Source organism: Streptomyces sp. NPDC049954, from assembly GCF_040656295.1.
Classification (GTDB): Bacteria; Actinomycetota; Actinomycetes; order Streptomycetales; family Streptomycetaceae; genus Streptomyces.
This window is the reverse complement of record NZ_JBFALS010000019.1, coordinates 50,833-76,867: the sequence shown is the minus strand read 5'-3', so window position 1 is coordinate 76,867 and position 26,035 is coordinate 50,833. Positions and strand designations below refer to the sequence as shown.

At 75.1% G+C, this 26,035-nt stretch carries 3 protein-coding genes; all 3 read left to right on the top strand.

What is annotated here, in order from left to right; all coding sequences use genetic code 11:
• Nucleotides 1-42 precede the first annotated feature (42 nt).
• The 3 genes from AB0J21_RS30570 to AB0J21_RS30560 are packed head-to-tail and all read left to right on the top strand — an operon-like array spanning nt 43 to nt 25,952.
• Nucleotides 43-510 carry a YbaB/EbfC family nucleoid-associated protein gene (locus tag AB0J21_RS30570; RefSeq protein ID WP_363149404.1) on the top strand — a complete coding sequence of 156 codons (468 nt, stop codon included), beginning with the start codon at nt 43-45 and terminating at the stop codon, nt 508-510.
• The gene (locus AB0J21_RS30565) at nt 507-875 is read left to right on the top strand and encodes a hypothetical protein (protein ID WP_363149403.1); all 369 of its coding nucleotides are present in this window, start codon (nt 507-509) and stop codon (nt 873-875) included. Before AB0J21_RS30570 ends, AB0J21_RS30565 begins: the two co-directional genes overlap by 4 nt.
• On the top strand, nt 876-25,952 hold the full coding sequence (locus tag AB0J21_RS30560) for a lonely Cys domain-containing protein (RefSeq protein WP_363149402.1): 25,077 nt from the start codon (nt 876-878) through the stop codon (nt 25,950-25,952).
• Nucleotides 25,953-26,035 lie beyond the last annotated feature (83 nt).

The following is a 26,035-nucleotide window of genomic DNA, read 5'->3' as shown; positions in this document are numbered from 1 at the left end:
GGTCGCCGTAGCCGAAGCCGTAGCCGAACCGAGGAGGATCAGTTGACGGAGTCGCTGGAGGAGCGCATCGCACGGGCCAGGGCTCATCTTGAGGAGACGCGTGCCGCCGTCGCCCGCGTCGAGCGGGACCTGGGCGGGGCGAGAGCGACGGTGCGTTCCTCGGACCGTTCGGTGGAGGTCACCATCGGGGCCCAGGGCGAGCTGGCGGGGCTGAAGTTCCTGGACAACAAGTACGTGAACATGACGGGTACGCAGCTGGCCTCCGCGATCATGGAGGCGGCCGGGAAAGGTCGTCAGGAGATCGCCCAGCGGGTGATCGACACCTTCGAGCCGCTGACCAGGCCGGACCCGAGGGCCCCGGGCTCCCGCGGGATCGACATCGACTGGGAACGCCTCTTCGGCTCGGCGCTCCGCGGCGCCGGCCGGCCGGGCACTGGCAGCCCCTCGGACCGGCTGCGCGACGAGATCCACGACGAGGACGGCGACGTCATGGGCGGGGGCAGGGCATGAGCGGGACGTACGAGGCGGACCCGGACGGGCTACGGCGCGCGGTCCAGGCGATCAAGGACCTTCCCGGCATGGCCCGTTCGATCGCCGAGGACTTCAAGGACGACGAGGAGTCCTACCTCGGCTGGAACGGGCAGAGCGACGACTACTTCCAGCAGAGCAACCCCAACTACAAGAAGGCGAACGAGGGGTGCCTCGGCTTCGTCACCGCGCTGGGGGACGCCATGGACGGGCTGGTCTCGGCGACGCTGGAGAGCCTCGACAGCATCGAGGGAAACCAGCAGTACAACGCCGAACGGATCGAGCAGCACAAGGGCACCACCGACCTCACGGACGGCGAGGGGTCCACCGGCGGCGGTAAGCACTGAATGAAGAACTTCGACTGGACTGAGGAAGAGCGCTACTGGATCTTCGTTCTCACCGGCGAGATGCCGCTTGAGGCGGACGAGGAGCTCGCCTACGGCAGTCGTCAGATGTACAGCCGTCTCGACCGGCGCCTCGGGGACTACTTCAGCGAGATCGAGAAGGTGGTCGACATGGTCGGCCACTCGCTCCCCCCGGAGGTCGCCGACGGGTTCAAACGGGGCATGGCCGTCCTGACCGGCGGGAGCGGCACGGACGCCTTCCGCGAGATGAGCGACGAGTTCACCCGGCTCTCCGACAACCAGGTCACCCAGTCGCAGAAGATCCAGGCCGCCAAGTGGGAGATCGTCTCCGAGATCGCCATGATGCTCATCGAGCTGGCGCTGCTCGCGGCGATGTCCTTCTTCACCGGCGGCACCTCCATGGCCGCGGCGGCGCTCGCCCGCGCGCGGGCGGCGCTCGGCATCCTGATGTCCTTGCAGCGGCTGATGAAGTTCCTGCCCTTCGGGCCGAGCGTCACCGAGATGCTTCAGGAAATGATCCAGGCCCTCGCGGTCAACCTGGCGCAGCTCACCATCAATCCGCCCAACCGCCGCCCGAAGGGCATCGACGGAACGAACATCGGCGAAGCCGGACTCTTCGGCCTGCTCGCCGGCGGTTTCATCCACCTCTTCGGCAATGTCTCGCACTGGTTCAAGAACAACCTGAACCATCTCTTCAAAAACAACTTCGACACGGATCTCTTCAGCAAGTACAACAAGGATTTCCTCGACAACTTCAACAAGAACAACGTCGACAAGGACCTTTTCAACACACCGGGCGGTCCCCCCTTCGTCAAGCCCAGCCCGGTCGCCAACGTGCTCTACGACGTGCCCACGACCTTCCTCACGCACGGCCTGGGAGAGACCCTGGCGGAGGTCCTCGCGGGCGGACTGCTGCACGGCGACTGGGACTTCAAGTGGATGACCTTCGTCGGATCCGGCGTCAGCGGCATCCTCGACACCGGCGCCGAGCACGGACTGGGCAGCAGCGCCAACTGGCTGCACAGCAAGGCCTTCCCCAACGGAAACCTCTTCACCGACTACATCAACGACAGCTACGGACTCGGTAACGGGCCGGACGGCGAGGGGCTTTCGGGCAGCGACACCTCCACCGGCTCCACGCAGCGCGGCATCCCCGGCCCGCAGCCCCTCGGGGGCGGGCCGGGTCCTGTCGGCCCGCCCGCTCCCGTCCCCACCGCCTCCGCGGACCCCGGCCTCTCCCCGTACGCGCCGTACTCCTCGCCGACTTCCTCGTACAGCGCGCTCCCGGGCGCCGACAGCATCAGCTCCGCCGCCCCGGTCACCGGCATCGACGCGACGGTCCCGGGCAGCTCCTCGCTCCGCACCACGTCCGGAACGGGGGCGGGGGCGTCCGGGTTCAATCCGTACGGGCTCGACTCCTCGGGCCCGTTGCCGTACGCGCCGAACGCGAGCGCCCCGCTCACCAAGGGCTTCGGCGCGAACAGCGCCCTCTCCCCGCCGTACAATCCGGCCGGGACGAACAGCGTGCTCGACTCCGCGACGGCGCCCTACGGCGCGGACGGCACGAGCGACACGGACGGCCTCAAGTGGGATACGCCGGGGCAGTTCGGACCGGCCGGGAACCCGGTCACGGCTTCCGGCGCCCCGGGCGGCCAGTCCCACCCCGTGACGGGCGCCTCGGCCTCGCCGTCCCCCGCGCCGCACGCCTCGCGGCCCGGGCAGACACCCGAAGGCACGCCCCTCGCCGAGGACATGGGCGAGGACGGCGGCGAGAGCCTCGGTGGGGGCACCGGTGCGGACACGGAGACCGGTTCCGCGCAGCGGTCGGGCGCCGGGGCGGACACGGACGGGGTCGAGCCCTCGCCCGCCGCCGCCGTCCCGACCCGGACGCAGGGCGGGCCGGCCACCCCCGGGGCACCGCCCGCGACGGACACCGTCGGCAAGGGCAAGGGCCCCGTAACGGGTGACCCCGAGGGGACGCCCCACCCGGACGCGTACGGCGACACCCGTACCGGTGGCCGGGCAGGCACCGAGGGCGATGTCCACGCCGAATCCCTCGACGGGCAGAGCCCGGTCTCCCCGCCCGCGGCGGCCTCCGACGCCGAGATCGCCGACGCGCGGGGCGAGTACGCGCAGGCGCTGACGGCCTTCGCCGGCGCCGTCGACACCGCCGAGGTGATCGGCGCGCGGCTGGAGGCGGGGACCGGGGGCAGCGCCGACGAGGCGGCGTTCCAGGACGCCCGAGAGCAGGCGGAGCAGGCGCGCGGGCATCTGCTCGACACGACGGCGCGTCTGCGGGACCTCGGCGTGACCCCCTACGCCCCGGGCCCGGAACAGATACCCGTCGTGCGGCGGGACGAGTCCCAACGCCATTGGATCGCCGAGCGGATCGTCGCCGCCGACCTTCCGCAGCCGCCGTCCGGCCGGGAAGCGGACCCCGGACGGCTGGATCAGGTGCGGGCCGCCATGGTGCGGCCGGGGCCGTGGTCGGAAACGCTCGACACGGCGGCGGCGCACGCCTCCCGGCGGCTCTGGGCCTCGGCGTACGCGGAGTTCGCCGACGCCGCGCCCGGCTCGGCGACCGAGGACGGCATCGGCCGTGCCTGGGACCGGGCCGTCTCGCTGGTGCTGCCCCTCGAACTGCACCCGGTGCTCGCCGACTCCCGGCACGCGGGGGACGAGTTCCGTTCCGCCGTGCGCGAGGTCGCCGGTCACCTGCTGACGGCCCCGCCGGGTACGGACTCCGGTGCCGCGCTGGCCGCCTCGCTCCGGCGGCGGCTGGGTCTGCCCGCACGGCTGCTCGGTGGTGCGCGGCCCCCGGCTCCCGATCCCTCGGTGCCAGTGGTGCCCGCCGCCCCCCGGCCCGTCGTCACCGTGTCGGGTTCTTCCACTTCTTCCACTTCTTCCACGCCGGACGGGACACCACCCGTACCCGTACGGACCGAGAGCGCACCCGTGGAGCCGGAGCCGGCGGTCCGGGAGAAGGCGGGCACGGAAGAGCCGGTCCCCCCGGCCCGGCCGGGGTCCAGGGCGCCGCTGTCCACGGTCCCGGCTCCCGCGCCCGCCACGACGACGGGCCCGGCCGACTCCGATCCCGACGACTCCGATCCGACCGACGGCGACTCCTCGGAGGACGACTCCTCCGACGACGGCTCGGAGCCCGACCCCGGCCCTGACCCCGCGCAGGGCCCCGTGTCGCGCCCCGGGCCGCAGGACCAGCGGCCGAGGTTCCCCGGTGTGCAGGTCGACGACGAGCTGGAGGTCCGCCGGCCGCCGCGCGTGGACCCCGCGCTGCCGCCGGCCCCGCGCGCCCCCGGGCCCGCCACCTTCACGGACGGCAGCCGCGTCCCCGGCTACCTCGACGGGCTGCTCCCCTTCGCCGCCGAGGAGGGACAGGACGAGGACGAGGCACTGTTCGCGTTCGGGCAGAGCGATGTGCACCTGCGCGGTCACGAACAGGCGGCCGAGCACATCGACATGAGTCTGCGCGCGCTCGACGCGGACACCCGCCCGGCGGACCTGCCCGCGGCGGAGGGGGAGGTGCGCAGCGACGACATCGGTGTGGACGTCTTCGTCCGGCTCGTGCGGGCGATGCGGGAACAGCCGCGCACCTTCGCCGGGGAGGGCCGCGAGTTCGTGTACCGCACCGAGTCGGGGCGGCTGCGCAAACTCCAGGTCGGGGTCCGCAACTACGGCGCCTGGACGAAGTTCAACGACGGCGCCGAGCCGACCAAGGTCGACAACGCCTACCGCGGGGTCACCACCGTCGGGGCCAGCAAGACGATCAGCCAGAACCGGCAGCTCTCCCCGAGCGCCCCGCTGGGGCCGCTGAGCACGGTCGTGTCCGGCTTCGGCCGGCTCAGCGCGCGGCTCGGCTGGGCCCGGGAGTTCACGTACACCATGCACGACGAGGTGGTGACCCAGGGTGAGACCCGCATGCTCGACCACTCGCACCCCCACCTCGACGACGCCTACTACGAGGTGCGGGTCACCGACGCGCAGCCGCCCCGCCCGGCCCGGCCCGGCATCCTCGGCACGCGACTGCGGCAGCGGCCCGCCCGGACCGGCGCGCAGGACGCCGGCTTCGCCTTCGGCGTGCGGGGCGGCCTCGGGGCGCGGCTCCCGGACAGTGTGACGAGCGCCGCCGAGCACGCGATGGGCCGCGTCCCGCCCCGGATGGAGCTGGGTCCCGGCTCCGACTACCGGCTCGTGGTCACCGAGGACTACGGTCCCGTGCGCGAGATCCGGGACTGGGCGGTGGGCAGGATCGGCGCCGAACCGGGCTCCACGGCCTACCGCGAGCTGGACGACTTCATCTCGTCCGCCAACTTCCACCACCTGTCGGGGCGGCTGGCCCGGTCCATGGTGCCGAGCAAGCCGCTGTTCGCCGACGACAAGAAGCGCACCCCGCTGGGCGCCTTCGTCATCGAGCGGGTGGTGCCGGGCCGGGCGGTCCTGGCCTCGGCGACCGACCAGGCCGAGATGCGCGACACCCTCCAGCTGACCGTGCACAACCTGCGCAAGCAGACCAAGTCCTTCAGCACGGACGTCGCGGCCATCGCCGGCCCCACCTTCAACCTGCCGACCTTCAACGTCCCCGACCTCGTGGCCGGGTGGATGAACCGGGTCAAACCGCGCCTCCAGGCCGGGATCGGCGCCCGGATCGGCCACACCGGGGGACGGACGGCGTTCACCGGCGGTTCCGGCGCGGTCAAGTCCGTCGGCCGGGTCAAGAACGCCGCCACCGCCCTGTACCGGGTCGAGAAGACCGTCTACCTCCGCAAGACGGGCGACCAGGAGGCCCGCGCGTTCCGTACCTGGAGCCTCGACCGGATGACGCGGGGCGAGGCGCGGCGGCTGGCCGGGATGGACGACGGCTCGACCCGTACCGAGCGGCCGTACGCCCCCGCCTACCTGACCGACGACCGGCCGCCGACCCTCGGCATGAGCAGGCCCGTGCAGTTCCTCTTCGCCGACGGGCGTTACACCCACGGCGCGCCCCCTGCTCTCCCCGACGCCACCGGCACGGACGGGGCGGCGTCCACGGCGCCCGTCGAGAAGACCCGGCTGTACACCTTCACCGAGCAGGTCGTGGACGCGGTCGCGCGCAAGTACCCGTCGATGGTGGCCCCGCTCAGCGAACTGGGGACCCCCGACGGCGGCAGGTGGCGCAACCACGCCCACTACCAGATGGTGCTGCACAACAGCCTGACCGTCATCAACGCGCTGGCCCACCACTCCCTCGCCGGGAACCTGGAGGCCATGACGACGACCGGTCTGCGGGTCGGCCTGATCGACCCGGGCCGCGTCACCCGCGCCTACCGCTACATCTGGCTCGACGCGGAACTGACCGGCCGCCGCTACGAGGGCGCGACGGACTCCCTGCTGCGGCACAGCGCCCCCGGCGCGGCGAGCGTCAGTGCCTCGCGGCTCGGGGCGCAGGGCCACGAGGCCTCGGTGGAAGGGCTGTTCGCCCTCCGGGACTCCGACGTCACCGACGACATGGGCGCCGCCGCGCACGCGGGGACCGCGCAGCTCGGCTACCGCGCCGGGTGGCAGGCGCGGAGGGAGGCGGGCTACGGGCCCGTCGCGACCTTCGACCCGATGGCCGTCACGATCAGTCCGGGCCATCTCTACAGCTACGGCATCGATCTCACCGTGAGCACCGGGGGCCACTGGCGCTTCCGCGGTCTGCTGCGGGGCGCGTTCTCCCTGGGGGTCCTCGGCACCCAGCTCTTCGTCTTCCGTGCGCCCCGGGCCGACATCATCGGCGGCGACGCGCCCGTACCGGCCGTGCGGGGCCGGGTGCTGCTCAGTGTTCCGGCCGAGCACAGTCCCGCGAGCGACCCGCACGCGCCGGGAGCGGACAACCCGTACCTGCGGGCGGACCGCGTCACCCAGTCCGCCATGCCCTCCTCGGAGGCCAAGGCCCTCGTGGACGCCTCGCTCTCGGCGATCGACAGCTCGCAGGCACCGGGGCCGCTGGACGGGGTCCCGCACCAGACGGTGTCGGTCATCGCCCCGCATCACGACGAGGGGATCGTCGAGGAGGTCCTCGACCGCGCCTCGCACGGACGATGGCACCTCACGCACGTCGGCGCGCAGGCCCACGACGCGGCGGTCCGCCCGCACCAGCCGCAGTACCTCGCGGCCAACTTCGACCAGAGCTCAGGACCGCTCGGTTCGCGCACCACGGGGCTGTTCGGCAAGGGCCCGTACATCGACTGGCTGGCGACGGTCGTGCACCGGGTGCGCGTCACCGGGCTGCGTCCGCTGAGCAGACCGGCGCGGATGGACACCGAGCTGACCGTGGGCGGCTCCACCAGTGCCTCCGGCACCCAGGGCAAGTCCTTCACCCAGCAGGCCGGCGTCACCGCCGTCTACGGGCACAGCCATGCCACGGGCGGCGGCGTCACGGGCAACTACGGGGTGGCCTGGCGGCCGTGGTTCCGGTCCCGGAGCCGTACCGGGACGGTCGTGCGCAGCGTCACCTCGGACATCAACCGGGTCGACGGCGGCTACCAGGTACTGGCCGCGGGCGACGCGGAGCACGAGATCGCCGCCGAGGTCCGCAACCTCGGTCTGCTCTCGCCGCTCAGCAAGGTCGTACGCAGCTGGCACGACTGGGCGGGGCGCCGGCAGCGGGTCAGGGGCGGCTGGCTGGGGCACGTGCCCGAACGCGTCGCCCAGCAACTCGGCCTCGTGCCCGGCGACGACCTCGAAGCCGGCCCGGCCTACACGCGCCTGAGGTGGAGCCAGCACGGCTGGTTCCAGCGGCACCCCTTCGCCATCTATCCCGTCAACTCCCTCAACACCGCGACGGCCCTCGACGGCTTCGACAAGAAGCTCCGCGACCTCGGGATCGACGACGAGGGCCGCGAGGCCGTGCGCCGGCTCGCCTCCGGTCGCGTCACCCGGGCGCTGCGCCGGGAGATGGCCGGGGTCGGCACCTCCACCACCGCGCGGATCGGCGGGCCCGGCTGGAAGCGGGTCCGGATCGGCGGCCGGGACGTACGGCTGCGGGCCCAGCTCGTGCCCGTCGAGGACGGGCAGACCTTCGACAGGCTGTGGCCCGCCACCGAGCTGGAGGACCACCGCTGGGCGATCGAGACGCAGACCGGCGCGTTCAGCTCCGCCAAGGGCCAGGACTTCGGCACGATGGTCAACGAGGCGGTGCACACCGGGCACGCCAACGTGGGCGCGGCGGGCCCCTCGCTCGGGGAGACCGGCTCCAACCGGCAGACGGTCTCCGGCGCCTCCACGATCACCATGGGCCGGCTCTGGACGACCTACACCAGTGAACCGCACGCCGAGTTCACCACTCGCTACCGCGTCCGTCTCACCCTGGAGATGGGCCGCGCCAAGGGCCGGGTGCCGGGGAAGCCGGACGAGCGGCGGCTCGTGCACGAGGACGTCGCCGGGGCGCTCAAGGACCTCGTCCCGCTCAGCCTGCTGCGCCCCGAGCCGGGCGAGCCCGCCACCGGGGGCGAGGAACCCGCCGCGCCCGGCCCGCTGGACCCGCCGCGCCTCGACGAGGAACCGGCCGCGGTGACCGTCCTGACCGGCGAGGACCATCCGCTCGCCTCCGACGACGGCATCGAGACCTGGCGCTCCGTGCCCCATCCGGACGGCACCACCCGGCCGTTCGTCATGCCCGCGAACGGCTTCCACGTCCGGACCGTCCTCGGCGCCGACCGTGTCCACGCGGCGAGCATGATCGCGCTGGCCAGGTCCTTCGACAACCGGCTCGCCGGTACCCGCGGGCAGCTGACCGGCCGGGCGCTGGAGGAGGCGCTGCGCAAGGCCGCCGTCACCCCGCTGACCGCCGAGGGCACCGGCCCCGCGCAGGTGCTGGAGGACTCCCTCGGCTCCGGAGCGCTCAGCGCCTTCGCCGAACAGGCCGCGAGCGCCGGCTACCGGACCGACGGGCTCGTCGAGAACTCGATGTTCGACGGCTCGCAGGGTTCGCTCACCGTCTTCTCCCGGCCCGACTTCGCGAGCGCCGAACTCATCGCGGTCGCCGACAACGTCCGGATGGAGTCCACCAGCCGCCGTACCCGCACCGAGACCGCCTCCGCCGTCCAGGGCGGCACCCAGGACACGATGATCGGCGCCTTCCCCACCATCAAGGCCGAGCCGACCGGCGTCTCCAACCCCGCGATGAGCGGCACCGGCGCCGACACCACCGACGCCGAGGGCCGCGTCATCTCCAACAGCCAGGCCCACCAGGTGAACATCAAGCCCAAGACGGGCCGTGTCTTCGCGTTCGCCGTCCCCACCAGGTGGCTGAGCCTCGCCGACGTCGAACGGGACTTCAAGGACGGCACGATCGCCGAGTGGACCCGCGACCACGTGCTGCGCCACTTCGGCGGGAGCGCCCCGGGCCCGCAGGCCGTCGAGACCAGCGCGCAGGTCATCGCCTGGGTACGCGAGGACGTCGCCCGCGACCTCGGGCTGATCAATGACGACAACTTCCCCAAGAGGCTCGCCGGCGCCTGGGACGAGGTCAACGCCGCGGCCAAGGCGTGGGCGGCGGCCGACGCGACGTACTGGAGTCTGCGCCGGGGCGTCCCGGAGCTGCGCGCGGCCCTCGACCGGGCCGTCGCCGGCCGCTCCGTCGCCCGGCGGCGGCGCTCCGCGGCCGAGCACACGCTGCGCGCCGCCCGCCGCGCCGCCCGCACCCGCTTCGCCGACGACCTCGCGGCGGCACGGGCGTACCTGGACCGCCCGCCGGCCGAGCTGGACGAGGCCCTCCGCGACCGGCTCGTGCCCGCCCTCGCGACCGCCGAGCGGGCCGCGCGGGAACTGCGCGACGCGCTGCTCGACGACCTTCTCGCCCCCGACAGCCCGGGCCGCACCGCCCGCCCCGCCGACACGAAGGCCGCCGAGGCGCGCCTGGCCGCGGCCAGGGCGGCCAAGGAGGCGGCCGACGCCGAGGTGACCGGCATCCGGCGCACCGCACACGGCCGGCTCGTCACCGCTGCCGAACTCGCCCGCGACCTGCGGCTGGCCGAGGCGGAGGACGCCATCCGGGCGGCCGACGAGACGGCCCGGCTGGCCGGGGTCGGGGTCCGGGCCGCGCGGAAGGCCCTGGACGCCCGCCTCACGGAGACGGCCGCACAGCGCACGGTGGCCGAGGACGCGGCCGACACCCTCCACGGGCTGCGTGTCGAGACCGACCGCCTGACCCGCTGGTACCGGCTCCCCGAGGACCCGCCGAAGACGGCGACGGCCGGGCAGGACGCCACCGTGGAACAGGCCCCTGTGACCCGCGCCGGACTGCCCGAGCCCCGGCTGTCCGCCGACTCCGCGCCGGCGCCCCGGCGGCGGCCCACCGAGGCGCCGCCCCGGCCCGCCGCCCTGCGGGCCGGGCGCGCCCCGCGCGGGCTCGCCCCGGTCGCCGAGGAACAGCCCGCCTACACCGCCGCCACCGACCGGGCCGACGGTGCTCCCGCGCTGACCGACCCCGAGGGGCTCACCCACCGGCTCCAGGAGGTGCCCGAGGACGGCGACTCCTTCTTCCACGCGCTCGCCGCCGCCCTCGGCCTCACGGACGCGGCGCCCGCGCTGCGCGCCCGGTTCGCGGACACCCTCGCCGCGCTCCCCGACGACTCGCCGCTGCTGGACTTCCTGACCCCCGACGAGAAGGACGTCTTCGCCCCGGCGGAACTCGACGCCGCCGCACTCGACCTCGGCACGGACACCCCGCAACGCCGGGAGTTCGACTCGCTCGGCACGATCCCCCACTCCGCGGGGGACCGGCCGGGCCCGGACCGCGCCCACCACCCGCTGAGCCCCGCGCAGCGCCGCGGCCTGGGCGCCGCCCAGCTGCGCCGCCCGGCCGACGGCGACATGGCCCGGTCCTGGGACCACGGCGCCGCCGACGTGCTGCCCGCGCTGGCCGCGCAGATGTACGGCGTGCGCGTCCGGGTCGTACGGGAGGACGGCGGCCACCTCGACCACGAACCGGCGGACGGGCGGCCCCTCGGCGAGGACGCGCACACGACGGTGCTGTACCTCGCGGGCCGCCACTACCGCGCCGTACTGCCCGACGCGGTGCCCGCCGGGCCTGCCGGGGACGGCGGGCTCCCCGGACTGACCACGCCGAAGCCTCCCGAGCCCGACAGGGACGACGTGCTGCACGCGTACCGCACTCGTCCCTGGACCTGGGAGGGCCTGGACGCGGCGCACGCGGACGAGCCCCGCTTCGACGCGGCCACCGACCCCACGACGCTCACCGACCCCGACGGCTACGTCTACGACCTCACCGGACCGATCGGCCCGGGCAACGGCTTCTTCACGGCCGTCGCGCAGGGCGTCACGACGCCTTTCGTCCGCGGACTCGGCACCCGCGCCTTCGCCCAGCGCCTCCGGGACCGGACGATGGACCCGCGTCTGCCACTGCCCGGCACGGCTCGGCCCGACCCCCGGGCGGTGTACACACGGGACCAACTGCGGGCCGGGGGAATCGACCTGACGCCCGAGCAGGCCCGGGAGCACGCGCGGCACGGCGGCCGGCTGCCCGCCGGCCTCGTGGCGGCCCTCTCCCCTCGGCAGCGGGACTTCCTCGTACGCGGCCACATACGGCTGGCCGCGCGCTGGGACGGGGCCACGGCGCTCACCGCCGCGGAACTCGTGACACGGAGCGGACGGACCCACCTGACGCTCGTGCACGAGAACGGCACGATCGACACCTTCGGCGACCCCACGGCCCCGGCGGAGACGACGGTCACGATCTACGAGCGCGGCAACGAATACCTCGCCGCCCTCCCCCGTGAACCCCGCAACCCCCGCGGCCCGCTCACCCACCGCACCACGAAGCCGCCCGTCCCCGCCATGCCGGACCGCGAACCGCCGAAGCCGCCCGCGCTCGTGGCCGGCCTCCCCGCGACGGGTCCCGGCCTCGGCAAGGGCGTGCCGAAGCTCCCCGCCGACGCGCCCCCCGCCCCGCCGGGAGGCCTCAACACCGCGCGGGACGGGGGCGCGCCACCACCCGTCGACGACTACGAGGACGACGAGGAGACCGGCGAGGACAGCGGCGACGAGGAAAGCGGGCGCGAGGACGGCGGCGCACCGGTCCGGCTCAGCGACGCGGAGGTCCACGCGGGCATCCTGGCCGGGCTCGGCGGCCCCTACGGCCGGCCCGGCGCCCTGACCTCCCCGGGCGCCGCGCCCGCGTTCGCGGCCCTGCGCCGGCTGGACGTGCTGCGCTCCGCGGTACCCGAACTGAGCGCCGGTCCCCTGGACATGGACGCACTGGCCCGTCACGTGCTGATGCTCGGCCCCGGCACGCGGGTGACCCGCGAGGCCCGCCGGGCGCTGCTCGCGCTGGCCCTGGCCGAGGCGGAGCACGCGCCGAGCCTCGCGGTGCTCGCCGGGTTCCAGCTGGAGCGCTACGGCGTGCTGGGGGTGCGCGACTTCCGGATGGACGCGGACGCGTACGCGGCCCGGGTCCTGCATCTGGACGGCGCCGACCCGGACCGGCGCATGGAACTGGCCCGGCTGGTGCAGCGGGCCGCCGCCGCGGGACGCGACATCGGCCGGACCACCGAACTGGCCGGCTACCACCTCGAACTCCTCGCCCCGCTCGCGCCGTACACCCTCCTGGAGCGCCCCGACGGCACGGCGATCGGCCGTGACGGGGACGAACCGGCGGCGGTCGGTCTCGGCTACGACCTGAGCGTCGTCACCCGTATCGGCCTCGGCACCGGTGGGGAGCCCGACTTCGGTGTCACCGGGCGCGCGCCCTGGCACCGGCCGGACGGGCCGGAGCCCTGGGTGGTGCGGATCAAGGGGGCGCTCGGCGGGGCGCTGCTGTCGGGGGCCGTCCCGGCGGAGGACTTCGCGTCGCTCCTCTCCCACGACCCGCGGGTGCGGGCCCTGGCCCCGGACGCCGAGATCGTCCTGCTGCCCCCCGACTCCCCCGTCGACGGGGACACGGCGGCGCTCGCGCACCTGCTCGCCGTGATCAGCCTCGCGACGGGGCGCCGGGTGCGCTCCGCACCGGGGCTGGTCGACTTCTACACCGACACACGGTCGGAGCGGACCACCCTGGCCCTGGGCCCGGCAGCGGACGGACAGCGGCGTACGGCCGCCGACTGGCTGACCGCCGACCCGGCGCCCGCGACGACGCCCGCCGTGCCCCGTCCCCCCTCCCCACCCCCGCTCCCGCAGCCGCCCGCACAGCCGCCGGGCGGTCCCGCGCGTTCCCGCGGCGTACCGCAGGCGGTGCCGAGGGACGGTGACTGCCTGCTGTCCGCGATCCTTGCCAGTGCTCCGACGCTGGTCCGCGACCGCCTGCCGGGGATGGCCGAGCGTGCCCCGGCCGCCTTCGCCTGGCTCTCCGACCCCGCGCGGGTCCGGCGCGACCTGGCCGGTCCCTCGACCGCGCTCGCCGCCACCCCGCACGCGGCCGTGATCGCCGGTCTGCGCAGGTACGTGGCCGGCTATCTGCGGGCCAACAGGGCGCGGATCGCCCCGGAGGTCCTCGCCCAGTACCGCGGCGCCGGGGAGGGCGGCCTCGCCGAGGAGGCGGCGCGCATGGACCTCGCGGGACTGGTCGACCGGCTCGCCGCCACCCGGGCGCCCGCGCCCGACCGCGACACCTTCACCACCGAGGCCGGTCTGCGCGGCGAGCTGGAGTCCCTGCTGCTGCGCCACGAACCGCTGCGCGACGCGGAACTGGCCGAGCTCACCGACGCGGTCGCGCAGTGGTCGAACCGCTGGAACTCGTCCGTCGGCGACGTCTTCCCGCTTCTGCTGGCCCACGCCCTCGACATCCGCCTCAGCATCTCCTGGTTCACCCACCGGGGCGACGGCGTGCCCCTTTCGCAGGGCGTGAGCGAGGGCGTCGGCCCGCAGTCCGCCGACCGCGCGATCGAGCTGTTCCGCTCCCACCGGGTCCGTCCCGCGACCCGGGCGTCGGGCCCCAGGTGGGTCACCGCGCAGGGCACCGAGCACTACGAGGGCAGCGACGCCGCCGGCAACACCGCCCCGCCCGGCGGGGACCCGGCCCTTCCGCCGCCACCCGGGCAGTCCGCCACCGGCGTGCCGAGGGCGCTGCACGAGGCGTTCGGGCCCGACGTGGACCGGCACCCGGCGTACCAGCAGCTCGTCGGAGCCCTCGGCGTGCTGGAGGCGGCCCGTGCGCGGGACCCGCACCACGGGCCCGGCGCCGTCGACCTCCCCGGGGTCGCCCGCCGCATCCTGCACAGCGGCCCCGAGCAGACGATGAGCCCGGAGCTGTACTTCAACATGCTCTCCGTGGTGTCGAGCGCGGCGCGACGCGACCGGGCCGGGACGCTGGACGCGATCGCGGCGTACCAGTGGGAGCGGTCCGGGGCGACGGCGGCTCCAAGGGCACTGGCCGCCGGGGAGGCGTTCCTCGGCCGGAACTGGACTGCCCGGCCGCACCCCGCGCTGCTCGCGTCCGTGGTCGGCGAGACGGTGGGGGGCACGCTCCGGTGGCGGCGGCCGGTGTGGGGCGAGCGGCCGTACGTGGTGATGGCGGAGCGGGCCGCGTCCGGACTGCTCGTGGTGCGCGACGGTTACGGCAACCCGGCGGAGGTGACCGAGGAGGAGTTCGCCCAGCTCGTCGCGTACGACCCGCAGCGCCCCCCGGGTGTGCCGATCGTGCTGCTGGTACCGGGCGCGGGAGGGGGAAAGGCCACTCTGCCGCGGCTGGTGGCACAACGGGCCGGGGCGCGGGCCTGGTCCGGCGACGGCGGGTACCGGCTGGAGCCGCTGGACGACGGATCGGGCCGGGTGGGCGTCGTCCCGGCGGACGGGGTCCCGGGCTCGGTCCCGGCGACGCGGTGGCTGCCCAGCGATCCGGGGCTCGTCGACGACGACCCGCACGCCCTGATCACGGCGAGCGACGGCAGCGTGTTCCCCGAGAGCGACGTCGTCTCCTCCTCGCTGCTGACGAGCGACGGACTGAACCTCAAGGGACGGGCCTTCCTGGACGCGAAGGACATGGCGGCCCACGAGGCCGAATTCCCCTTCCTGGAGGGGATCGAGTACTACACCGACTACGACGAGGGACTGCCCGGGGTGTCGCCCGCCCGGCAGAGCGAGCTGCGGCGGCTGCCGCGCGGCCTGAACGACGCGTTCATCCTGATCGGCCACGGCTATCAGGGAAGGATGGTGTTCCCCAGGGCCAGTACGGGCGTACAGCACCTGGTGCCGAACGAGGAGGTGGTCCGGGTCCTGCGCCGCAGCAGGAGCCTGGCCGAGCTGCCGCGGGACCAGCCGGTCTGGGCGCTGATCTGCTACTGGGGGATGCTCACCCCCGGGGGCGACCGGCTGGTGTCCGTCTCGGGACCCCAGATGGCGGCGAACGGGCTGCGGCGCACGTTCATGTCGACGGACGCGAACAACAGCACCGCGGAACCCTCCGGCCCGTGGCCGGCCCGGCTGTCCAAGATGGACGACCCCGACCAGCCGAAGTACCGGTGGATCGAGTCCCCGCCGGAGCCGCTCCCGCCCGAGCTGGAGGAGTTCGCCGACCTGGCGGGACTGCCCGCCGGCCTGCCCGGGCGGGCGGAGCGGGCGCTGCGGTGGATTCGCGCGCTGCGGCAGGTCGTCGACGTCCACATCGACCAGGACCCCGCCTTGGAGCGGCAGTTCCATTACCTGCTGCGGGGCTTCGGGGCGCTGGAGCGGCAGCGGCTGCGGGCGCCGGGCAACCCCGACACGAGCCCGCTGACCTGGACGCTGCTGGAGGAACTGGCCGCCAGGAAGGCCCGGCGGCACGGCTGGTCCACGACCCTGGACCAGGGCCTGCTGGGGATGCTGCTGAGCTTCGCGGACCTCACGGAGCGGCAGCCGGAGCACGACGGCGAGGTGTTCGACCTCTCGTTCTTCTCCTCGCCCGCGGCCCCGGGGGCCGGGGCGCCGGAGCCGTCCGGCCCGGACGCGTGGCCGCGACCGCCCTCGGACGGCGACTGGTACGGGCCGGCCGGGCTCGTCGCCGGGGAGCCGGCCGTCCCGGCGGCCCCGAAGGTGGACGTGGCCGAACTGGCGGCGCGACTGCCCGGACTGCCGGGGGCGGAGCGCGAGCGGGAGCTGGCGCTGCTGTCGGAGGCGGACCGCGAACTGCTCGCCGCTGATCCCGTGTTCGTGGACACGCTGCGCGCCGCACTGCCCGCCGGGGAGTTCGCCGAGGTGGCCGCCCGGTTGCTGGTGCGGGTGCCGGCCGGTGTGGGCCAGCCGGTCTCGGCCGGTCAGGAGGCGCGGACGCGCGTCGCGGGTATGCTGCGCGATCCCGGGGTGGCGGCGAAGCTGCTGCTGGGCGGTTCGCGGGTGACCGTCGTGCCGAAGGACGTGGCGATGACCTCGCTGGCCCCCTTCCGGGACCTGGCGAGGGCGGGCCTCTACGGCGCGGCCGACCGGGACGTCACCCTCGTACGCGGCTCGGGCGGGCACCAGACGGCGATCACCGAGGAGAACCTCCTCGGCGAGCGGACGAGCGTGCCGGGGCCGAACCAGTACGCGGACGGCTACTCCACGACGACCCACGAGTTCGCGCACACCGTCCACCTGCACGGGCTCGACGCCGCCGACCGGCGGCTCATCACCAAGGCGTACGAGTCGAAGCGGGGCCTGGCGCCCGGGGCGCAGTGGCCGGACGGTCCCCGGCTGGACCTGGCCGGAGCGGAGAGCGAGAACTACTCGTCCGGCAACGAGTACGAGTTCTTCGCCCAGCTCACCAACGCCTATCTGGGGACGAACGCGGGCACGGACCCCTACACCCGCCGCCCCCGCAACAACGGCGCGCGGTGGGTGCGGGACCACGAGCCGACGCTCGTGCCGCTCCTGGAGCGGCTGTACGGCCCAGGTGCGGAGCCCGTACGGAGCGGGCTGCCCGGCGCGGCCAATCCGGTGGTCGCCGCCCGGGCCGAGAACGAGCTGTACGAGGGCTTCCGCGCGCTCTGGGACCGGGCGGAGCGGACCACGGTCGTGTTGCCCCACGGACCGGTGCCCCTCGTGCACGGAGCCCCGCCCTCCGGGCCGGTGCCCGACTGGTGGGCGGACCTCGGCATGGCACCGCTGCCGAAACCCGCGATCGGCGGGTTCGGGGCGCTGCTCGGCGGTTCACCGGACACGGGCGTGGACCCGCTCGCGGCGGGCTGGCCGCTGGGGCGCGAGCTGACGGTGGGAGAGCCGCGCACGGCCGGGCTGTCCTTCGTGGCCGCCGACGAGGTGCCCGCGGCGGGCAAGGGCAAGGGCGCGGAGCGGTGGTTCCCCTTCGAGCCGGCCGTCGTGGGCCCGCGCTCGGGTTCGCGGCCGCCGCGGTACGAGGTGAGCGACGCGGGCCGCGTCGCCCTGCCCGACGGCACGGTACTGGCGGCGGAGGGCTGGCGCCGGCTCGGGGACGACTTCCTGCACGCGCCCACCGGGGCGCTGTTGTACGGGGACAGTGGCTGGATCGGCCGTGCGCGCAACGCCGCCGCCGTACTGGAGGTCTTCGAGACCTCCCCGTACACACTGACCGCCGGTGCCTCGGGCCTGTATCTGGCGCCGGAGGAGACGGGGCGGGACACGGCTGTCACCGGGGACGTGGTGGTGCACCTTCCGCTCGCGCCGGACGAGACGGCGCCCGAAGGCGGGTCGGAAGCCGCGTCAGAAGCCGGGTCACTGCTCACGTCCACGTCCGCCGTCGAGCAGGAGGCAGTGCCGCCGCTCGACCCCGCCGCCCCCGTACGGGAGGAGTACGCGCGGGCCCTGGCCGCGCTGCGGGACGCCGCCGCCGAGGCCGGGGCCCTGGAGCGGACCGGCGCGGACGCGGCGCCGCGGGCGGCGGCCTGGGCGGAGGTCGCTCTCGCGCGCGAGGTGGCGGAGGACGCCGAGGCGCGGCTGCGCGCCCTGGGCGTCCCCCTCGAAGAGCTGGCCGCGGCCCGCGCGCCCGCCGACCCCGAGGCGCACCCGGTCGTCCCCCGCGACACCGGCCAACGGCTGTGGGCCGCCGGGGAGGTGACGGCCGAAGACCTCCCGGCCAGGCTGCCGTCCCCCACGCCGGAGGACACCATCGGCGCCGAGGAGGTGCGGGCCGCGGGCATCACGCTCTCGCACGGCCTGCGGACCGAGATGGTGCTGCGCGGGGACGACCGGCTCCCGCTCGGCGCGCTGACGCCCCCGGATCGCGTGCGGCTGCTGATGACACGGCCCGGAGCCTGGTCACCGGAACTGGAGGCGGTGGCCGCGAGTGCGGCCCGGCGGCTGTGGCGCACGGCCTACGCGGACTTCGCGAGCGCGGCACCGGAGGACGCGGCGACGGCAGCCGCGTGGGCCGCCGCCCTCACCCTGGTGCTGCCGCTGGAGACGCACCGGGCGAGCGAGGACTCCCGTTACGCGCCCCAGGAGTTCCGGGAGGCCGTACGCCGGGTCGCCGCACACCTGCTGGCCGGGGAGGCCGGGCCGGTCCGGGCCGAAGAGCTGGCCGACACACTCCGGGCCGGACTGGGCCTGCGGCGCCGGTGGGCCACCGCGCCGCCGACTGCGGCCGTGGCGGACACCGGGACCGGGACCTCGGGGAACGACGGCCGGACGGAGGACGATGCCCCGCCCGGCCTGGAACCCCCGCCCGCACCCGGGACGGAGACCGGCGCCGAAACCGCCCCGGACCCCGAACCGGGCCCCGACCCCGAGCCGACACCGCCTCCCGCTGCGGAACCGGACCCCGGCCCCTCGGCCCTCGTCACCGGTTTCGGGCGGGGCCACCGGGGGCTCCAGGGCTCGGTGCACGTCATGCCGTTGCCGCAGGAGGCGCTGGACCGGCTGCACGCGAGCGTGGTGCGCGAGGTGCTGGACCGGGCGCTCCACGCGGACCGGGGCACGTCCCCGGACTCTGGGCGGGTGGACGCCGCGAGGGACCCGGAGGCGCAGGACACGGGCGACGTCGAGCGGCTGCGCGCCCGGGTGGCCGCGGCGTACGCGCAGGACGAGGTGCTGGACGCGCTGCCGTACCTGCTGAGCCCCAAGGGCATGGTCCGCACCGTCACTTACCGGGGCCACCGGTACGAGGTGGCCGCGCGGCTCTCCCTGTCCGGCGCGCGGCCCGCCCCCACGATGGCGTCCGACGTGCCCGGGGGACGGCGGGTGCAGATCGAGGAGCGGAACAGGTCGGCCGTCGAGTCGGGCGACACGAGCGGCTCGGGCAACCTGCGCGGCTTCCCCCTGGGCTACGGGCGGACCTGGCTCGTCGACGACCCCCGGAACCCGTCGGTGGTCTCCCAGAGTTTCACGCCGAAGCTGACGGTCACCCACAACCAGGACTCCACCGCGGTGACCGTCCTGGAGAACCTCACCGCGATGTCCGCGCTGGCCTTCTCCTCGGAGCCGTCCAGCCCGTACGACTACGCGGTGGAGTGGCAGACCTCGGCCACGTCCGCCACCACCGTCCCGGTCACCGCACCCGCGTCCGGCGGGGCGGACGCCGAGGAGGGCTGGTCCACGGAGGGACCCGGCCCCGAGAGGCTCACCGCGTGGTTCCCGGACTACCTGGTGCGGGGGCCGCAGCCCCTGCCTTTCGGCCCCCGCTCGCCGCACGACCTGCCCGCCGACCCGCGCACCCTCACGGAGGAGCTGCCGCTCTACCGCATGGACACCCTGCACGATCCGGCCGCGCTGCACGACGCGGTCCTCGGCACAGACCTGCTGCGTCCGCACCTGCGCCGGATGTCGGAGGAGTCGGCGGCCGACGTGGCCGCGTTCCTCGACGAGAACAACCAGCGCGCCGGGCTGCCGCTGATGCTGGCCGGCGCCTACCCCTCGCCCGTGCTGTCGGACCGCTCGGGCTCCCCGCTGGGGTACCTGGAGGTCCGCGCGCGGCTGACGGCGCTGCACCCGGAGGTGCTGGCCAGGTCGGAGAACAAGGTCCTGGAGAACAGCCTCGTGCGCACGGTCGGCGCGAAGAACGCCTACTCGGTGTCCAACGCGGTCGAGGCGGGCTTCGGCCTCACCACCACCTTCCACGGCTCCCCGGCCCCGGACGGCAGCCTCAGCTTCGCCGCCGCCTACCGGTACCAGCGCTCGCGGACCCTCAACTCCGGTGGCACCGCCTACGACTGGGCGGGGCTCATCACCGAGAACCCGCATCTCCTGGTCGGCGCGGACCTCGTCTTCGAGGTGGTACTGGTGCTGCCCGGCGGCGGCAGGACCGAACCCTTCACGCTGGAGCGGCCCCTCGGCCAGCTCCTGCGGGTGCCGAGCAGGGCCGACGCGTCAGGCGTCGTGCCGCAGGAGGCACGGCACCTGACGCAGGAGCTGGCCTCCCTCACCTCGCTCGGCATCTCCGCGACCCCCCTCAAGGTCACCGGGACCGAGGAGTTGTTCCAGCAGGCCGAGGGCTGGCTGCGTGGCCGGGGATTCCTGCCGCCGGCCGAACGTCAGCGTCTGGACTGGCTCGACGACGACGCCATCGTCTTCGCCTGGCTCGCGAACGCCCGCAAGCTGAGCCTCGCCCGGTCCCAGGCCGGGCTGCGCGGGGCGCTCGGGCAGATCATGGACGGCGGCCACGCCCTCTACTTCGAGCTGCCCTTCGCCCACGACACCTGGCGGGTGAGCCTCCTGCTCTCCGTGGAGCCGCAGGACGGCGCCTCGCCCCTGCACCGGAAGAACCTGCCGGGCTGGTCCCTGATGAACGCCAACGGGATGTCCGTGGCGGGCAGCGAGTCGTCCAGCGTCTCGCACACGCTCTCCGGCGAGTTCTCCGCCGGCCTCGGCGGCCCCGCTCCGGACGACTGGACCGTCAAGGGCGGTGTCCCGGCCGGCCTGTCCGCCTCGCAGCAGGTCGGGGACACCGCGGGCTCCTCCTCCGGGTACGGCCTCGACCAGCTCACCTACGCGCTCTCCGGGCTGGGCGTCTTCGACAACCCGGCGACGTTCACGCTCCGGGCGTTCTCCGGCGGGGGCGACACCCCGCTGATCACCTTCGGCCGGCGCGACGGTGTGGTCTCCCTGGCCGTCCCCCTGACCCGAACCCTCGCGGAGCCCGCGCCACCGCTCGCCCCCTCCAGCAGCAGGCCCGCCACGGACGAGGACCTGCGCCGCGCGCGGGCCCTGCCGGACGCCGACGGCGAACGGCCGGGGGACGTACTGCTGCTGCCCGCCGCCACCCACATCAACGTGGCGCGCGGCAGCGCGGAGCTGAGGGCCGCCTTCCAGCGACTGGTCTCCGGCGGGGAGCACAGCCCCGGCGCGCTCGGTCGCGTCCTGAACTGGGCGGCGGACGGCGGCGCATGGCTCGCCGGGGCGCTGCCCTCCTTCGTCACCGAGCCGGCGGCGTGGCTCAGTGACGTCACGACCGGCGTCTCCATGGCGGACCGCGAGAGCCCGGCCCAGGAGGTCGCGGGCGCCGCCGTGTCCTCGACCGGCCTGCTCGCTCGCGCCCACCAGATCTTCCGCGGCGCGTACCTCTTCGACGTCGGCACCGCCGGTTCCCTGCTCGGCACGGAGGCGCGGGGCGAGCTGCGCGGCTTCCTGCACGACGCGGTGTACGAGGGCACCGGTCACCTGCCGGACCTCAACGGCGCCACGTACGTCGAGAACGACGTCACCACGACCGACTCCGCCTGGCGCGGCACCACGTCCACACGCTCCGCGCAGGTCTCCACCAGCCTCTCGGCGACCGGCGGCGCGGCCCCCTCCGGCACGGTCGCGGGCGGCGGCGGACACGGCCGGACGGTGTCCGGCAGCACGACCGACACCGACTACGTGTTCGCCGACCGCATCAACTCCGAGTGGCACGCCAGGAACCGGCTGCACGCGTTCCGGGCCGATGCCACCTATGTCCTCACCCTGCGCGGCGGCCACCGCAACGGGCCCGCGAACGCCCTCGGTCTCGGCGCGCGCCGCCCCCGTGCGCTGGCCGTACGGGTGCCGGGCGCCGTGGTCTTCTGGGCCACCGAGACACAGGTCAAAAGGGACCCGCTGCTCGCCGCGCTCGCCGGGCTCGCCCCGTCGCGGCTGCCCATGGACCGGCTGCTGCCGCCCTACTTCGCCCGCTCGCAGGGCCGTTCGCTCGGTTTCGCCACCGTCCCCGAGGCGCTCCCCCGGGACGGGCACGAGGCCTTCCTCGACGCGATCGCCGCCCGGATCGAGCACGAGGCGCCCGGATCGCTCACCCCGGGCAGCGACACCCACGTACGGGGACTGGCCTCCCGTGTCGCGGACGCCGCCACGGCGACCGGCCTGCGCGCCCTGGTCGCGGGCGGGGCACGCCACTGGCACCGGTTCCACTTCGTTCACCGCGGCTGGGACGGCCTGTACCTGGTGGAGGTCGCGCTCAACGCCCGCCCTGCACCCGGCACCGATCTGCGGGCGGTGCGGGGCCGGCTCCAGGAGTGGTCGGGGCTGGAGAACATCTACTCCTCGGCGCCCAGCGCGATCACCTCCACGACGGCCCGCTCCACCACCTTCACGCTGAGCCTGAGCCCTTCCGGCACGTACGCCGTCGGGCCCGGCTCGGGCAACACGGGTACCGCCGGCTTCTCGCCCTCGCTCACCTCCAGCAGCGGTCTCACCACGTCCCGCACCGCGACCAGGAACCGCCAGCACTGGCCGCGCACCTTCCGCCCGTCCGCGCAGTTCGACGTCGCGTACGAGTACCGGGCGGGGGTCTCCTCGGCGCGGCTGGACGACTCGGTGCTCGGCTTCCTCGCCAACCGGGTCGCCTCGGTCGGCCAGTTGGCGCGACTGCTGGGACGGGGGGCGGTGTCGCTGGGCGGCACCCTCGGGATCGACGAAGCCCTCACCGGCGGCCTGACCCGCTGGCTGGAGCAGGCACCGGACCGCACTCCGGCCGCCGGTACGGGAACGGGGACCGAGCGTGACGGGGACGGCGACGACGTCGACACCGTGACGGCCGTTCCGGCGCCCGCCACTCCGCTCTCGTCCACGCCCGTCACCGTCATGCTCCGCTTCCCCGGCAGCGAGGCGCCCAAGCAACGCGAGGACGGCAGCGCGGAACCGGCCGGGGAGCCCGCGCTCATCGCCGGCCGGGTGTACGAGAGGGACCCGCGCGCCCCGCTCGCCACGCGGCCGCCGACGGAGCGGGACACCGGGCCGCAGCTTGCCCCGGACCCGGAGCCGGACGCCCTGCGGCTGACCGGGCCCGCCCTCTGGACCCCGCGACAGCCGCTCATGATCTACGACTTCGACGCCGCCGAGGAACTCGCCGCCGCGCTGGGCGCCGTCGATCCCGCACTGACCGACGAGGGCCTGCCGAGGACCTCGCTGTCCGCCGAGGCCACGATGCGGCGGATCGGCGATCTCGTACGCGCCGCACGGGTCACCCTCACCCCGGCCCAGGCGTCCCGCTACACGGGGCGTCAGGCGCACGGCGGCGGGGCGGAGATCGTGCTGACGCTGTACCGGCCGCAGCGCGAGAGCACCAGCAGGAACGTCGTCTCGCAGGGGCTGCGCACCACGACCCGCAACATCGCCGCCGGCCGGAGCCGGACGCTCACCCCGGCGGCGTCGCTGCCGCTCGGCGGCGGGTCGACGGCCGACGACGCGGACACCCTCAGCGGCACCGTCCCCGCCCTGGGCGAGAACATCAGCACGGGCCGTTCCACCGGCGGGACGGGCCTGCGCCGCGAGGTCCTCAAGTACGGCACGCCCGTCTCCGAGAACGCGGAGGGCGAACCGGACGACAGCGGGGTCCTGGGCTTCACGCTGACCGCCCACGCCCTGCTGACGGTCAGCGGGCCCAGCGGCACGCGCTGGGTGACCGGCAATCTGATGGTGCGGTCCACTCTGGAGGACGTGCTCGGTCTGGGCCTCGCCCCGGCCCGGCCCTCGCCCGGCGTCTACGACCTGCCGGCCGTCCTCGACGCCCCGCTGCCCGGCCAGGACGCGGAAGCCCAGGCCGCCCGAGGCGGAGCCGACTGGCGCGCGTGGGGCGCCGAGGAGCTGGGCGAGCGGCTCGCCGGGGCCTTCACGGCGCAGGACGCCCGGCCGCAGATCTGGCTGGACCTGGGGGACGTGTCCGCCCCGGCTCTGCGGGCGCTGCACGGTCTGCGGCGGGCGCTGGACGAGGGCGGTCCGCCCGCCGACGCGCGGGCCGACCAGGGCGCCGCACTGCCCGAGGGCGTCCCGGTGGTGCTGGAGGCCGCGGCCCACGCCGCCGGACGGGCGCGCCGCCCCGTGGAACTCGTCCTGGGCACGCCCGGGGGCCCGGTCCATCTCCCGCTGCCCTTCACCCCGTCAGAACGCCCCGTGTCGCGGCGGGCGGACTCCGAGCGGCCCGTACCCGGGATCACGGTCGCTCCCCCGGACGGGGAACTGTCGCCGCAGGACACGGAACGGCTGGGAAGCGCGGCGCTCCACCTGCCGGACGGGGCCGCGTGGGACACGGCGAAGGAGGCCGAGCTGCGGGAGCTGAGGGAAGGCGCGCGGGCCGCGGGGCAGGACGCGGACGACCCGACGGTGCTCGCCGTCGCGCACCTGGAGAAGCTGGGCGCGTTCGCGGACACGACCCGGCTCCTGGACGAGGACGGCACCACGCGGGGCCGCGACTGGGGCACGACCCCGCTCCCCGGCGGCCTGGAGACGTTCCGCATGTACGTGGTCCGGCCGGGCCCCGGCGGGAACTCCACCTCCCTGGAGTTCGCGCCCTGGGCCGGGGAGGGACGGCCCGAGCCGTACGCGGTCCTGGCCGGGGCGCGGGCGGACGGCACCGTGGTCCTGCGGCTGCCCGGCGGCACCGTACGGGCGCCCTACGCGGAGCTGCTCGCGCTGCTCGCGGCCGACCCCGAGGCGAGGCGGTCCGGCACGGGCCGCCCGCTCGCGCTGCTGCTCCCCGGCGCGCGGAACGCCGGGGACGAGGCCGCGCGGCAGCGGTACGCCGACGAGAACGGGCAGGCCGTGTGGAACTACACCGGCGGCATGCTGACGTCCGAGGGCGCCCCGGACGTCAAGGGTTACGTCACTCTCCTCACGGAGCCGGACACCGGCGCCGCGGGCCGGTGGGACCTCACGGGCCCGCGGACCGGTCGCGGCCCTCGCGCGCGGCAGCCCGCGCGCGAGGGCGACTACGCGGCGGACGGGCGTTTCGACGAACGGTTCGCCGCGACCCTCGCGGAGTTCCCGGTGGCCGCCGGGGACGGCCGGTACACGGTGTGGGGGCAGGGCCAGAGCGACCCGGACCTGCACGTGTTCGTGGCCGAGATCCCCGGCCTCGGACTGCGTGGCGAGTACAACCCGGACGGGCCCTCGGCCGGACGGGTCACCGACGCGGGAGGCCGGCTGCACGCCGAGGGGCCGGCCTGGGACTGGTACCTGCCCGGACGCGGGCTGGTGGCGTCGTCCCTGTTCCGGGCCCGGCTCCCGGCAGCGTCCCCGCCGGTGCGCGACGGTTCGGACCACTCCCCCGGTCCGGTCCTCTCGGCCGACGCCCTCGCCGACCCGGACGCCGACCTCGCCCCCGTACCCGTGCCGTGGCCCGCCACCGGTCCGGTCAGTCCGGTCCCGCCCGTCGACCCCGCGGCCGTCGCCGCCTCATCCGCGCTGCTGACGCCGGGCGCGCTGCCGGAGGCGTGGTGGCGGGACCACGAGGGTGCCCTGCACAAGTTCAGCCGCCGCCCGGCCGAGCTCGTCTTCGGCGAGGGACTGCCCCCGCACGGGGGCGAGTTCGTCCCCCTGATCGACCACGTATACAGCAGTGATCCCGCGCGTTCCGCCTACGTCAGCACGACCGCGAACATCCACTACGTGCGCGATTCGGCCCGCGCCGACCCCTCCGGAGCCCCGGCCCTGCACGCGCACTACCGGTGGCGGTACGACATCGTGGCCCCCGGCGGCATCGACGTGAACGCCACCCTGGGCCTGGCCTCGCCCTTCCCCGACCAGGAGGAGATCGTGTTTCCCGGCGGGGTGGACCGGCGGTGGATCAGGGGAGCGCAGCCGCTGGAGTCCGGGATGCCCGTGGGCGCGTATCTCCCCAACCCCTACTTCGCACCGAGGAGCGAGGCGCCCGATGCCACGTCAGGAGCACCGCTGGGCAACGAGGACGGCCCGTACAGCCGTCCGCAGGGGCAGCGCGAGCAGTCCCCGTGAACCGGCGCCCGGCAGTGCGCAACCGCGAGGAGGGATTCCTTCATCAGTCCGGAACACCGGGTCCGTACACTGCGATGCGGCGA